This window comes from Brevibacillus fortis, from assembly GCF_046196545.1.
Lineage (GTDB): Bacteria > Bacillota > Bacilli > Brevibacillales > Brevibacillaceae > Brevibacillus > Brevibacillus fortis_A.
This window is the reverse complement of sequence record NZ_CP176370.1, coordinates 3750863-3764238: the sequence shown is the minus strand read 5'-3', so window position 1 is coordinate 3764238 and position 13376 is coordinate 3750863. Positions and strand designations below refer to the sequence as shown.

Below are 13376 nucleotides of genomic sequence, written 5' to 3'. Positions count from 1 at the left end.
ATCAAACAAAAGTTCCAATTAACAGCTCATCGTACAATCTCATATCAAAAAGCCCTTCGGATAAGAGAAGGGCTTTTTGATTTTTTATTCCTTCATTAATATGTCTAAAATAGGAGCGATTTTATTTAAGTAATTATCGGGTGGAATCTTGCGATCATGTTCCCAATCGAACAGTGTACGCTCATGTACCTCTAAAAGCTTAGCGAATTCCCTCTTTGTATACCCATGAAATAAACGTGCTTTTACTATGCGTTCCCCTAAAGTTGATTCCGGCAGTTTCTCAAAACAACCGAGAAAAGCAACTGAGACGTCAAGCACTTTGGAAAGTCGTCTTAGGCTGGGAGGCGAAACTTTTAATTTATTAGCTTCTGCTAATCCAATTGTTCTTGTACACAATCCCGTGGCAGCGGCGAGATCGACCAAGTACATCTGTTTTGCAGTACGTGCTGCTCTAAGACGGCCACCAGGACTATCATCTTTCATGTCTATAAAAGGAGAATAGGGTGTTTCCTTTTGTATAGATATTCCAAGGGTATTATCTTCAACCTTGCCCTTGTGGATTCTTCGGTACTCGAGAGAAGCAAACCTGCTCGTGCTCTCCCCAACAAATCTACAAATACCGCTCAAAGCTCTCAGGTCCCTTGTTAGATCGCATCGATCTACACATCGAGGTTCCTAGAGTACCAGTTCAACTTCTTCACAACAGAAAAGCAGAGGAGTCCTCAAGAGACATTCAGCAACGAGTAGAACAAGCGAGGGCTGTTCAATACGAAAGATACCACTATCGTCCAGGATGTCCTTTTAACAGTGTGATGAATGGAGAAGAGCTGCACCAATTCGCACAGCTGGATAAGGAAGGACAAGAGATGCTGCAGCTTGCCTTCGAGACATTAGGTTTGAGTGCAAGAGCATACGATAGAATTGTAAAAGTGGCCAGGACAATTGCAGATTTAGATGGGGCTTCCCGTGTAGATGCTACACATGTAGCAGAAGCAATTCGCTACAGAGCCTTGGATCGAGGGCTACTGTTTTAAGAGTCCTGAATATATAAAAAACCGTTAAATTTTGACGTCTCAGTGCAATACATCAAAGAAATGGACATTTCCCCTCCTTGCTATGGTGAAAAGAAAGGACATAGATGCCTTGAGGAAGAAACCTTCATTTTCTTTAATATTTAACGTATACATGTAAATTTCAACCTCATTCAGACTCACTAGTTTCATCAAACAAAGTTTTATCTACAGCAGTAAATTCTAATCGTAAATGAATACGGTACAAGATTTCAATTACTTCAGCAAATCCAAGCAAGAATATAGAAGAAATGATGGAATAAAACACACTGGTTAGAAAATGAAGAAAATTATCATTAAGATCGTCGAACCAAATATATAACCCGACGATAAAACCAACTATAGTAATAACAAACGCCAGAATCCGAATCCATCGAGCGTATTTATTTGTATAGCGTTTGAACAATACTCTCAACTCCAAAGTATCCGATTTTGTGGAAACTAGAAATCCTCGACATTTTGGTAAAGAAAACAGAGTAGGGCATTAGTTATCACTCGCATCATTTACATTTAGTCTCAAGTAAGTGGCATCCACTTCTAACAAATGGTTTGCCATGATCGTCGCAAGCCCCAAAACGAATAAAGGTTCCCTATGCCTCTCGTAGGGTTACTTTGTTTGCGCTTCTAGCTGAATCTGGGTCCATAAATTGAAAGGGATCACTCTCTCAGAAGCAAAATGAACAGATATCAAATTCTCCATCATGGCAGAGCGATTTATAACCGCAACATGGACAAGTAAATTTTGCATTCATTTGAATTTGCTCACTTCCTAAAACTAAGAGATAAATTTTCTCAACAGTGAATTAACTACCTTGCCATAATAAGCAATCCATAAGAAAAAAAGATCCATACGATCAGCAATGATCCAAAAACTGCATGTCGCCTATAATCCTTATTATTGACAATTTTCTTCATAATAAATGTAAAGTTTACAAAGAATAAAATAGCCAGTATCGGATTAAGGAATAAAGCTGAAAAAACAATGAATCCCATATTATTCACCTCATCCAAATTATACCATATCTTTCTGGATGATTATCAATACGCGCAGTTTGAATCAGTATGCTGATCATGCTCTTACGTTGTTCCTAAACTATTATTGCTTTGACGCACAGTTTGCTTTGCTGCAAGGTCACATCTCCAAAGATGTCAACGCTTGTCCAAATGTCAAATAGTCAAACCACTGGCCTTCCTTCCTCCCTTTGTATGAATTCGATACTAATTTCCTGTGATTCAGTTCATTTACAAGTTGTGGAATTAATTGATACATCTATCATTTTGCGAAAATATAACGATAGAAAATAGCCATTATACGTACAATGTTCCTAATTAATTTGAAACAATTAGTATGATCTGGAAAGGAATATGCAAGATGTTGGCGAATAAGTAGGGACAAAGGCATATATTGTCGAAATGTCTGATGATATTTGTAATCTTTATTACCTAGATATTGTTATGACTAGAAGTATCCTGAAGAGAGTGGAATCTCTTTTGCTCGCGTGCATGTAGGTACATTTCCCAGCACTTCCAGGTTGCGCAGAATATTTCTCGCATGGAAGAAGCTTTTTCTTTGTGTTCATACTTGCTAGGAAAGGGAAAGGAAAATTGATGGAGAGCATTGCAGATTTATTTAAGAAAAAAGAGTACTACCACGCATTTCAGCCCATATGTCAACTCCCTGAGAGAAGTAGAATAGGGTACGAAGTTTTACTTCGCAGTAAAGCGGGGACCCATCCAGAGGCAATGTTTTCTTTGGCAAAGGAAAACAAAAAACTGCCAGAACTCGACGTCCATTCCCTGCATTATGCGCTCTCGACTTTTTTTCATTCGTCGATTGAACACAAAAACGAGCTTTTATTTGTGAATATTTTTCCTTCTACCATCATAGAAGACACATTTCCTAGCTTCATTCAAAAGATCGCTCGTTCCTTTCGTCCCTTTTTAAACCAAATCGTTTTGGAAATCAACGAATCGATTATGGAAGGAGAATGTTGGAGCGAACCCATTTTTACACGACGCATAGCTGAATTGAAAAAGATGGGGTTCTTAATTGCGTTGGATGATGTGGGAGATGGCGCGAATATATTCAGTAAAATCGAAGATATTTCGCCTGATTACATCAAGATTGATCGTTTTTTTTCGCAAGAGCTCTCAAGTTCATTAGAAAAGCAAAAGACTGTAAAATTGTTTGTCGATTTTTGCAAAGATGCACCTCAACTCATTCTCGAAGGAGTTGAAGAAGAAGAGGATTTTGCTTGTGCTTCTTTATTGGGCGTTGCAATCGGCCAGGGATACTTGTTTGGTAAACCAGGCAGTTTGCCGGACGAATAAGAGGGCAATGCAGAATTGGAGGAATTTTTATGGCTAGTGATAACAACGTATATTCTCGGAAAGCAACGCTTTCCTTAAAAATATCCGAGTTTGAAGTCCCTCCGATGCAGGATCTGTTGATCATCGGACGGAAAGCACCAATTGGTCCTGAGGCAGTAAGGAGAATGGCGGATGCACTTTCACCAGAGCAGTTTACTTTACTGAAAATGAATCATCCAAAGATTGAAGCGGTTTTGTTAAGAAATACCCTTTTGCAAATGATTGATGAAAAATTGTTGATGAAAATCATTCTGGAAGAGGCAGAGCGTATGATTAGCGACTCTATGGTTCTGCGATCTGAGTTAAAAATAGCATTGTCTGTTCAACGAGAGGTGGATCTCTTATGAACATCTCCGACATCATGACGACGACGATTTGTACCATCACCTCTGACAAAAGTGTCTCTTATGCGGCGGAGCGAATGAACGAATCTCAGGTTGATTCGTTAGTTGTCATGGATCACGGAGAGGTACTGGGAATGGTTACGACGAGAGACGTTTTGTCGGCTCATCCAAACCGAATTGTTGCCGATGCCATGAGTAGTCAGCCGTTCTATCTGTCAGCCAATCACAATGTTTGGGAGGCCTATCACGCCCTTCATCAAGAACAAAATGGGCTTGCTTTGGTCAAAGAAGAGGATCAACTGATCGGATTCATCACAAAAGAAATCGTAGAGATGAAAATAGCAGAATATCGAGACCCTTTATCGGGTTTGTATCGCGCTCCATACATCCAGTTTATTGGGGAAAATTTTTTAAAGGAGCGAAAACCTTTCCATTTGCTTTTTATCGATTTGAACGACTTTGGCCGAATTAATAAGCTGCATGGCCATCCATTCGGGGATGATGTCATTCGCACCTATTCTTCGGTCCTCTCTTCTTTGGCTGAAGAACAGGGTGATTACTTATGTCGTTATGCAGGGGACGAGTTTGTTTTGATCTCTACGATTTCCGATGAACAGATACAGGAATACATTACGCTTATTACACGTCCAACAAACGTTCTGGATATCTTCGTATCTGCCGCTGTTGGTCATGTGAACGGGTACAATACACCAGACTTCTTCGCCAGATCCTGGCGGGAATTAATCGCTGAGGCAAGTTTAGGCTCCTCAGCTGCCAAATTATCCAAATCACTTTCTTCCACGGTCGGATAGGAAAAGTATAGTTTGCCAGCAATGCGCATACACTTTTGGACAGGCTAAGATCTTTCCTTTGCAACCAATTATTTTATTGTACGTAATACATATTGTGCATAGATCGATATGAGGAGGCAATGACATGATCGTAACTACTACCAGCATGATCCAAGGAAAAGAAGTGGAAGAGTATCTGGATATCGTCAGTGGAGAGGTAATCATGGGTGCAAACGTAGTCCGTGACTTTCTCGCAGGGATTACGGACATCATCGGAGGCAGAAGTGGCTCGTATGAGAGCAAGCTCTCAGAAGGTCGTGAACTGGCCTTGCGTGAAATGAAAGAAAAAGCACGAGTATTAGGTGCAAACGCAGTGATTGGGGTTGATCTCGACTTCGAAACATTGCGAGAAGGTATGATGATGGTTATTGCCACAGGCACAGCTGTCCGTGTGAAATAAGCCGGTAAACACCCGGCTTTCTTTTTTTACCTGAAGCGGTCTTAATACATAGCAAGGAGAAGTGAACATGCAAGTACAAAAAACTCTTCAGGATTTATCGGATAGAATAAACGCCCAGCCACAAGGGATCGCTGGATTACATGCGGTTTACCATTTTGTCCTAAGTGGAGAAGAGGGGGGCACGTACGAGGTTGTTTTTGCCGATAATCAAGCGGACTACAAGCTGGGTGTGACAAGGGAAGCAGGCTGCAAGCTGGAGTTGTCAGACAAAGATTTTATTAAGCTAATAGAGGGACGCTTGAATCCCACCGTTGCGTTTGTAACGGGTAAGCTAAAAATTAGGGGAGAAATGGGACTTTCATTTAAATTGCAAACAATCTTACATCACTATCATTTACAAAAATAACGAAAAAACTAGTCAATTCTTTAAAGGTTGCGTTAAAATATGACCAAACAATGACACCTACTCTAACACAAAACGAGGGGAAACATGCGCCATATTTGTTCATTGATTGCGATTGTAAGCCAACTGGAAGAACAATCTGTGCGTTTTGATTTTTATCAAGAAATCAGACGACCCAAGCCAGAACGTCAGTTATTAAAGCATCATGCACAATTACCGCGTCATTATTTCGATTATTTAATTCATTCAGGAGTATTGGAAGTGGAAACAGATGCCCCTTATCAGCCGGGGAAGATCATGCCTGCTTCCATCGGTATGAACATACGCTCGCTCGGTGGAAACGTATTGTTTGACATGTGCTTTGCTCCGCAAACATATAAATTGTGGCAAAACACAGATGCAAGCATAGAAGACCTTTCTCTGCCTGCTGATATATTTGAAGAATACGTCTATCGCTTGGGCGCCATCAGTCGCTTTCGCTATTTAGGCCGAATCGATGATCCCGTGACAGCAACAAAACTTGGTGAGAACGATATGATTGAATTCAAACGCGACTTTCTTTATTCGAAGACGGGAATTATTAAGTCTATTGTGGCGTTTGCGAATTCAAACAACGGGAATTTATTTTTAGGCATTACAGATGAGGGAACAGTGTGCGGAATTGATCATGAGATCGAGCAGTATGGAGACCCGGACAAATACATTCTTGCCATTACGCAATACATCCAGGATAAGACGTCACCGTTTGTGACCCCATTTCCCAAAATTTCGTTGAAAAAAATAGATGGGAAAACAGTGGTAGCTATCTTTGTAGAAGCCTCATCTGATTTGATTTGTGGTTTGGACAAAAACAATGAAAAGTATGTGGTGATTCGTACGAACAATCGCTCCGTTATCGTGAAAGATCCCCACCAAATTGGTGAAATTTACGTGAAACGAAAGCTTGGCAGTGAGATCAGCCGTCGATTGGGACTTCTGTAGCGTTATCTTACAGGAATACACGAGGAGGGTTACTGCGTGATATCGTCTTTACGTACGTGTCTACTGGTTATGATGGTGAGTAGCTTGTTCGTCTCTGGCTGTGCACAGTCAGGCAAGGTTTCTGATGACATGAAAGATCATATCGAGACAGAGCTAGGTGCGGTTGAAAAAGTAACGGTGATGTCAACGGATGGACAGGAAGTATTATTGGACTTGCGCTTGTTTTTGCAAGAACTGTCCGGACAGGGACAAGATTTACAAATTTCATCCGAGCCTTTAAAGCAAGAAGATGTACGTTTTACGCTTGTCCTCTACCGTACACAGCAGGCTCCACTCGTCGTGACAGTGGGGGAGTCGGCAAGTGAGTTTGGAGGACACACGTATCGTGGAGCGGGTGCCAGCTATTTTTATCAGTGGGTAAACAAGTTAACTGGCAAAGGAGTGCTCTCACAAAACATTCAGAACGTGCGTTTAGCGGCAGAGGATCTCGGTCAGGGGCGCGTGTTGAACGAAGCAGAAGCAGAATACATCAGGACAGTAATGGGATCGGCAGTACCAGAGCTGGACAGTCGCAGCAAGCAATATCCACTCTACCCGAATTATCGGATGAGAATAAATTCTGCTGACAAACCGGTCGAAGTGGCCATATTGACGCCGACGCTGATTGCGGTTCCCTTTGGGAGAGAAACGTTTTTCTTTCACGTAGAGGGTAGCCTATTCTCGCGGTTAACGGAATGGATGCCGCCAAGCAATCGTAAGGAAGACAGGATCGACCAGTTATTTAAATCTACACAGATTCGCATCACAGCAAATGGCGAAATGAACGTCCAAGACACAGAGTTGAATGTTACCCAAACGACGATCGAGCAAGGAATTGCCCATCAATCCGTTCGATTGCTAAAAAATGGAGATCCACTAAATGTTCCACCGAAAGATCCGGGCTCAAAACAATACGAAATTCATTTTTTGGTGAATGATAAAGAACAGAGAATTGAACTTTATCCACGTTACTTTAAGTATGACCAAACTTGGTACATTCACGATGAACTCGCTGAAAACGAGTGGAAATTGTTTCAATCTCTACGAAAATGAGGAATTTCCTCATGAAGTTTCGCACTTCTGGTCACGATAAAAAGAACATATTACTACCACTTTTGCAGTTTTTGTCGTAGAATAGTTACGTTGCACTGATAGTGGAGGTTACGACCGGAAAAAGACAGACGTCTTTGAACCGGTCTAAAAGCCTGCCGATCTTTATCTGCCATAGGAGGATGGAGAATGAACATTCATGAGTATCAAGGTAAAGAGATACTTAAGCAGTACGGTGTAAAAGTTCCTGAAGGACGCGTAGCTTTCACAGTGGAAGAAGCTGTTGAAGCAGCGAAAGAACTGGGCACCCAAGTAAACGTAGTAAAAGCGCAAATTCACGCTGGTGGCCGTGGTAAGGCTGGCGGTGTAAAGGTTGCAAAAAATCTTGATGAAGTTCGTACATATGCCAGCGAAATTCTTGGCAAAGTACTGGTTACTCATCAGACAGGACCAGAAGGAAAAGAAGTTAAGCGCCTTCTGATCGAGCAAGGCTGCGACATCAAGAAAGAATACTACGTTGGTGTAGTTGTTGACCGTGCTACTGGAAGCGTTGTAATGATGGCTTCAGAAGAGGGCGGTATGGACATCGAGGAAGTAGCAGCAAACAATCCAGAAAAAATCTTCAAAGAAGTAGTTGATCCAGTAACAGGTCTGAATGGCTTCCAAGCTCGTCGCCTGGCTTACGCAATCAACATTCCAAAAGAATTGATTAACAAGGCTGCCAAGTTCATGATGAGCTTGTACCAAGCTTTTGTTGATAAAGATGCTTCTATCGCTGAAATCAACCCACTGGTTGTAACTGGCGACGGTGAAGTAATGGCACTGGATGCGAAACTGAACTTCGACAGCAACGCTCTCTATCGTCACCCTGACATCGTAGCTCTGCGCGATCTGGATGAAGAAGATGAGAAAGAAATCGAAGCTTCCAAGTTCGATCTGTCCTACATCGCACTTGATGGTAACATCGGTTGCATGGTAAACGGTGCAGGTCTGGCGATGGCAACAATGGACATCGTGAAATTCTACGGTGGAGACCCAGCTAACTTCCTTGACGTTGGTGGCGGAGCTACTGAAGAGAAAGTAACGGAAGCGTTTAAAATTATTCTCCGTGACGAAAAAGTAAAAGGTATTTTCGTCAACATCTTTGGCGGCATCATGAAATGCGACGTTATCGCAAACGGCGTAGTGAATGCAGCAAAACAAATCAAATTGGACAAACCTCTCGTTGTACGTCTCGAAGGTACAAACGTAGATTTGGGTAAGAAAATCCTCAATGAGTCCGGTTTGAACATCGTAGCTGCAGAATCTATGGCGGATGGCGCTGAGAAAATCGTATCCTTGGTAAAGTAAGTTATTTCGAGTAGATACGTTAAGAAAACATCTATCGATGTAAACTCAGTGCTGAGCGACCGCGACTCTTCGGAAAGTTTTCATGCGCTCCGGAAATTTATAAGCTGAGCTTATAAATTCCTACACGTTAAAAAAGGTGGGAAAATTACGCGATGAGTATTCTCGTTAATAAAAATACAAAAGTAATTACGCAAGGGATTACGGGTGCAACTGGTCTGTTCCACACTCGCGGAGCCGTTGAATACGGTACACAAATGGTGGGCGGTGTAACACCTGGTAAAGGTGGAACCGAAGTTGACGGTATTCCAATTTTCAACACAGTAAAAGAAGCGGTTGAAGCAACTGGTGCAACTGCATCCGTTATCTACGTTGCTCCTCCTTTCGCTGCTGACGCGATCATGGAAGCTGTTGACGCTGAACTGGATCTGGTAATCTGCATCACTGAAGGTATCCCAGTTCTGGACATGGTAAAAGTGAAGCGCTACATGGAAGGTAAGAAAACCCTTCTCGTAGGTCCTAACTGCCCTGGCGTAATTACTCCAGGTGAGTGCAAAATCGGTATCATGCCTGGTTACATCCACGTTCCAGGTAAAGTAGGTATCGTATCTCGCTCCGGTACCTTGACTTATGAAGCAGTTCACCAAACTTCTACTCGCGGCCTTGGTCAATCCACAGCTGTAGGTATTGGTGGAGACCCAGTAAAAGGTATGGAGTTCATCGATGTACTGAAAATGTTCAACGAAGATCCAGACACTGAAGCAGTTATCATGCTGGGTGAAATCGGTGGTACTGCAGAAGAAGAAGCAGCTGAGTGGATCGCTGCTAACATGAAAAAACCAGTTGTAGGCTTCATCGGCGGACAAACTGCTCCTGAAGGAAAACGTATGGGCCACGCTGGTGCGATCATCTCCGGTGGTAAAGGTACAGCTGCTGAGAAAATCGCGAAGCTCGAAGAATGTGGTATTCGCGTAGCGAAAACACCTGCAGTTATCGGTGAAACACTTGTTGAATTGCTGAAAGAGCGCGGAATGCTCGAGAAAGTAATGGGCAAGTAAGCAGATAAGACAGAAGTGGACAGGCTCAGGCTTGTCCACTTTTTTATTTTTGAAGTAGCCTCTTTCTTTCGATAGAATAGCTTTCAAAAGCCGTCCGTTATGACAATCGTGATCGGGATGAAGGAGGATTTCGGAATGGAAAAGGCGAAGCTCGACGAGAGAGACTGGGTGTATGTGTTAACGATGATATCGGGGTTGGGAAGAAAGAAAATCCGAGAAATTTATGAAATCACAGGTTCTTTTCAGGTTGCCATCGAAAATTGGCATGAACTGGCACATGAGCTCAGATTGACTTCCTTGATCACTGGGCATGTTGACAAGCAAAGCAATGAAGCTTCAGCTATGGCACTATTGGAAAAGCGTGAACAAGAGGGAACGCGCTTTTTATGTCCTTTTGACGATGCTTATCCTGTTTCGCTCCGCAATATCCCGGATTTTCCATGGACGTTGTTTTATCGTGGCGATCACACATTATTGGAAAAATTGTCGATTGGCGTCGTTGGTTCGCGCAAACCGACACCATATGGAAGAGCGAGCTGTAGCTTTTTTGTCCGAGAGCTGGTACAAGCAGGTCTTGTCATTGTCTCAGGAGTAGCGTATGGAATTGATGCGGAAGCTCACCAAGCTACGTTGAAAGCAGGCGGTAAGACCATTGGTGTGCTCGGTTGCGGAATGAATCACGTTTATCCTTCTCGGCATCGAGAACTTTATCGCGAAATTGAATCTTTTGGCCTACTCCTCAGCGAATATCCTCCTCATATTCCACCTGTTTCTGGATTATTTCCAGAGCGAAATCGTATCATAAGTGGACTTTCTATCGGTGTATTAGTGGTGGAAGCAGCAGAAAAAAGCGGATCCTTGATTACGGCAGACTGTGCACTTGAGCAGGGTAAGGAAGTTTTTGCGATTCCTGGTCCGATTTTTTCATTGATGAGTGCGGGACCGCATAACTTGATCAAACAAGGTGCAAAGCTAGTAACGTGCAGTAGCGATATATGGGAGGAAATCAAACATCATCTTCCAGAAGCTGAACGGATGCAGGAGGTCGAAAACAGAAATGCAACTGATGTCATTCCCTTATCTAATGAAGAAAAAGCGATTGTAGAAGCCGTAACATATGATGGGATTCATCTGGATGAGTTAATGAGCAGTTTAGAAAAAGACCAACGCAGGATGCTACATCAGTTGGTGATCCGTTTGGAAGCAAAAGGGGCAATTGTGGCACTTCCTGGCGGTTATTTTGCTCGTCGCTAGCATTTTTTCCAGATATTTGGCAAAGTCTAGACGTACAAGTGTTTGACAAACCGGATGAGGGTATTTAATAATAGGGAAGATTCCTTACTAAAAGGGGAGGAAAAAAATGGCTGATACGCTAGTAATCGTAGAATCCCCTACGAAGGCCAAGACCATTGGAAAATACCTGGGTAGTAAATATATCGTGAAAGCGTCTATCGGACATGTACGCGATTTGCCGAAAAGTCAAATGGGTGTAGACGTTACGCGTAATTTTGAACCCAAATACATAACCATTCGCGGCAAAGGCGATGTATTGAAGGGCTTAAAAGATGCCGCTAAAAAAGTAAAAAAAGTATATCTCGCAGCCGACCCGGATCGCGAAGGGGAGGCAATTGCTTGGCATTTGGCACAATACTTGGGACTCGATTTGAATCAACCACTTCGTGTGGTATTTAATGAGATTACCAAAGATGCCATCAAAGAAGCATTCAAGCATCCACGACACATAAACATGGACTTGGTAAATGCTCAACAGGCACGTCGCATTCTCGACAGGCTCGTTGGCTACAATATTAGTCCAATTCTATGGAAAAAGGTTCGAAAAGGCTTGAGTGCCGGACGTGTTCAATCGGTTGCGGTAAAGCTTATCATGGATCGTGAGCGGGAGATCCAAGATTTTATCCCGGAAGAGTATTGGACGATTGCGAGTACATTGATCAGCGACGGAAAAGAAATCAACGCTAAGTTCTATGGTTATGGCGATCAAAAGGTGGAGCTTCATTCGGAAGATGATGTAGCAGCGGTATTGAAACGAATGAAGAACAAACCATACGTGGTACAAAAGGTAACCAAGCGTGAGCGTAAGCGCAATCCTGCACCTCCTTTTATAACGAGTTCTTTACAGCAAGAGGCAGCGCGTAAGCTGAACTTCCGCACTTCTAAGACCATGCGGATTGCTCAAGAGCTCTATGAGGGGATCGACGTTGGCAATAAGGAAGGCGCAGTTGGTTTGATTACCTATATGCGTACAGACTCTACTCGCCTATCTGCAACTGCACAGAACGAAGCAAAAGAATACATACTTGAGAAATATGGTCCAGACTATGTGTTATCTGAGCCACGCACTCAGGCGAAAAACGAAAATGCTCAAGATGCTCACGAAGCGATTCGTCCAACAGGTGTAATGCGTACACCGGATGAAATCAAGGAATACTTGTCGAGAGACCAGCTTCGCTTGTATCGATTAATCTGGGAGCGTTTCCTTGCCAGTCAAATGTCATCTGCTGTTCTTGATACGATGAGCGTAGATATTGACGCAGGTGGAGTTACCTTCAGAGCAACAGGATCAAAAGTGAAGTTCCCTGGATTTATGAAGGTATATATTGAAGGAAACGATGATGGCGCAGAAGAAGAAAGCTTCCTTCCGCCCATTGAAGAAGGACAAATTCTCGAACAAAAAGAAATCGAGCCGAGTCAGCACTTTACACAGCCACCACCTCGATTCTCCGAAGCGCGTATGCTTAAAACGATGGAAGAGATGGGGATTGGACGTCCGTCTACCTATGCGCCTACTTTAGAGACCATCCAAAAGCGGGGCTATGTGGCGTTAGAGGAGAAGCGATTTGTCCCGACTGAGCTAGGCGAGATTGTGATCACGCTTGTCGAGGAGTTTTTCCCGGAGATTCTCAATGTAGAATTCACTGCCCATATGGAATCGGGCTTGGATAACATCGAAGCAGGAAGCACCAATTGGGTGCAGGTGTTGGACGATTTTTATCAAGGCTTTGCAAAACGCGTAGTTGTTGCAGAAGAAGAAATGAAGGAAGTAGAGCTGAAAGTCGAAGAATCGGATGAATCGTGCGAGCTTTGCGGCAGTGTGATGGTTTATAAGCTTGGTCGATTCGGCAAGTTTTTAGCTTGTTCCGGATTCCCGGATTGCCGTAATACGAAGCCGATTGTAAAAGAAATCGGCGTGAAGTGTCCGCAGTGTGAAACCGGAGAGATTATCGAACGTAAATCTAAGAAGAGTCGTATTTTTTACGGCTGCAATCAATATCCGGAATGCGATTTTGTATCGTGGGACAAACCGATTGCCAGACCTTGTCCAAAATGCTCCAGCATGCTCGTGGAGAAAAAGCGCAAGAAGCAAGGAGTTAGCATTGCTTGCACCAAGTGTGATTATCAAGAAGAGGCAGACTCCTAAGCAGCCTGATTCGATTTTGTAGTT

Annotated in this window: 13 protein-coding genes; 12 read left to right on the top strand and 1 reads right to left on the bottom strand. The window is 43.0% G+C overall.

What is annotated here, in order from left to right; all coding sequences use genetic code 11:
- Positions 1 to 84: 84 nt before the first annotated feature.
- Complete coding sequence (locus tag ACKKE8_RS18515; protein ID WP_409174343.1) at positions 85 to 627, bottom strand: hypothetical protein; 543 nt, start codon at positions 625 to 627, stop codon at positions 85 to 87.
- On the opposite strand from ACKKE8_RS18515, the gene ACKKE8_RS18510 reads away from it, so the two are divergent.
- The 12 genes from ACKKE8_RS18510 (at position 522) to topA (ending at position 13352) form a co-directional block, all read left to right on the top strand.
- Positions 522 to 1034 carry an ATP-binding protein gene (locus ACKKE8_RS18510; protein ID WP_409179156.1) on the top strand — a complete coding sequence of 171 codons (513 nt, stop codon included), beginning with the start codon at positions 522 to 524 and terminating at the stop codon, positions 1032 to 1034. The genes ACKKE8_RS18515 and ACKKE8_RS18510 overlap by 106 nt on opposite strands.
- 1644 nt (positions 1035 to 2678) lie before the next feature.
- Positions 2679 to 3401, top strand: coding sequence for an EAL domain-containing protein (locus ACKKE8_RS18505; protein ID WP_409174342.1), 723 nt, complete (start codon positions 2679 to 2681; stop codon positions 3399 to 3401).
- A 29-nt stretch (positions 3402 to 3430) separates the two neighbouring features.
- Positions 3431 to 3787 (top strand): hypothetical protein, encoded by a 357-nt coding sequence (locus ACKKE8_RS18500; RefSeq protein WP_017249346.1) that lies wholly within the window; start codon positions 3431 to 3433, stop codon positions 3785 to 3787.
- Complete coding sequence (locus ACKKE8_RS18495) at positions 3784 to 4596, top strand: CBS domain-containing protein (RefSeq protein ID WP_409174341.1); 813 nt, start codon at positions 3784 to 3786, stop codon at positions 4594 to 4596. Before ACKKE8_RS18500 ends, ACKKE8_RS18495 begins: the two co-directional genes overlap by 4 nt.
- 124 nt (positions 4597 to 4720) lie before the next feature.
- Positions 4721 to 5035 carry a YbjQ family protein gene (locus tag ACKKE8_RS18490; protein WP_048033469.1) on the top strand — a complete coding sequence of 105 codons (315 nt, stop codon included), beginning with the start codon at positions 4721 to 4723 and terminating at the stop codon, positions 5033 to 5035.
- Between the two features lie 67 nt (positions 5036 to 5102).
- Entirely contained in the window at positions 5103 to 5441 is a 339-nt protein-coding gene (locus ACKKE8_RS18485) for an SCP2 sterol-binding domain-containing protein (RefSeq protein WP_409174340.1), read from the top strand.
- A gap of 84 nt (positions 5442 to 5525) precedes the next feature.
- Positions 5526 to 6419 (top strand): helix-turn-helix domain-containing protein, encoded by an 894-nt coding sequence (locus ACKKE8_RS18480; RefSeq protein WP_409174339.1) that lies wholly within the window; start codon positions 5526 to 5528, stop codon positions 6417 to 6419.
- A 36-nt stretch (positions 6420 to 6455) separates the two neighbouring features.
- Positions 6456 to 7511: a hypothetical protein gene (locus tag ACKKE8_RS18475; protein WP_409174338.1), complete on the top strand. Its 1056-nt coding sequence runs from the start codon at positions 6456 to 6458 to the stop codon at positions 7509 to 7511.
- Positions 7512 to 7697: 186 nt separating this feature from the next.
- Positions 7698 to 8858, top strand: coding sequence for an ADP-forming succinate--CoA ligase subunit beta (gene sucC, locus ACKKE8_RS18470; protein WP_007719385.1), 1161 nt, complete (start codon positions 7698 to 7700; stop codon positions 8856 to 8858).
- 152 nt (positions 8859 to 9010) lie between these two features.
- The gene (sucD, locus tag ACKKE8_RS18465) at positions 9011 to 9913 is read left to right on the top strand and encodes a succinate--CoA ligase subunit alpha (RefSeq protein WP_015891769.1); all 903 of its coding nucleotides are present in this window, start codon (positions 9011 to 9013) and stop codon (positions 9911 to 9913) included.
- A 135-nt stretch (positions 9914 to 10048) separates the two neighbouring features.
- Positions 10049 to 11167, top strand: a complete 1119-nt coding sequence (dprA, locus tag ACKKE8_RS18460; protein WP_409174337.1) for a DNA-processing protein DprA — start codon at positions 10049 to 10051, stop codon at positions 11165 to 11167.
- Between the two features lie 106 nt (positions 11168 to 11273).
- The gene (gene topA / locus ACKKE8_RS18455) at positions 11274 to 13352 is read left to right on the top strand and encodes a type I DNA topoisomerase (protein WP_409174336.1); all 2079 of its coding nucleotides are present in this window, start codon (positions 11274 to 11276) and stop codon (positions 13350 to 13352) included.
- The last annotated feature ends 24 nt before the right edge of the window (positions 13353 to 13376 follow it).

Coding starts and splice junctions, on each gene's coding strand:
- ACKKE8_RS18505 (WP_409174342.1), top strand. CDS start 2,679: ATGGAGAGCATTGCAGATTTATTTAAGAAAAAAGAGTACTACCACGCA.
- ACKKE8_RS18485 (WP_409174340.1), top strand. CDS start 5,103: ATGCAAGTACAAAAAACTCTTCAGGATTTATCGGATAGAATAAACGCC.
- ACKKE8_RS18480 (WP_409174339.1), top strand. CDS start 5,526: ATGCGCCATATTTGTTCATTGATTGCGATTGTAAGCCAACTGGAAGAA.
- dprA (WP_409174337.1), top strand. CDS start 10,049: ATGGAAAAGGCGAAGCTCGACGAGAGAGACTGGGTGTATGTGTTAACG.
- sucC (WP_007719385.1), top strand. CDS start 7,698: ATGAACATTCATGAGTATCAAGGTAAAGAGATACTTAAGCAGTACGGT.
- topA (WP_409174336.1), top strand. CDS start 11,274: ATGGCTGATACGCTAGTAATCGTAGAATCCCCTACGAAGGCCAAGACC.
- ACKKE8_RS18490 (WP_048033469.1), top strand. CDS start 4,721: ATGATCGTAACTACTACCAGCATGATCCAAGGAAAAGAAGTGGAAGAG.
- ACKKE8_RS18500 (WP_017249346.1), top strand. CDS start 3,431: ATGGCTAGTGATAACAACGTATATTCTCGGAAAGCAACGCTTTCCTTA.
- sucD (WP_015891769.1), top strand. CDS start 9,011: ATGAGTATTCTCGTTAATAAAAATACAAAAGTAATTACGCAAGGGATT.
- ACKKE8_RS18495 (WP_409174341.1), top strand. CDS start 3,784: ATGAACATCTCCGACATCATGACGACGACGATTTGTACCATCACCTCT.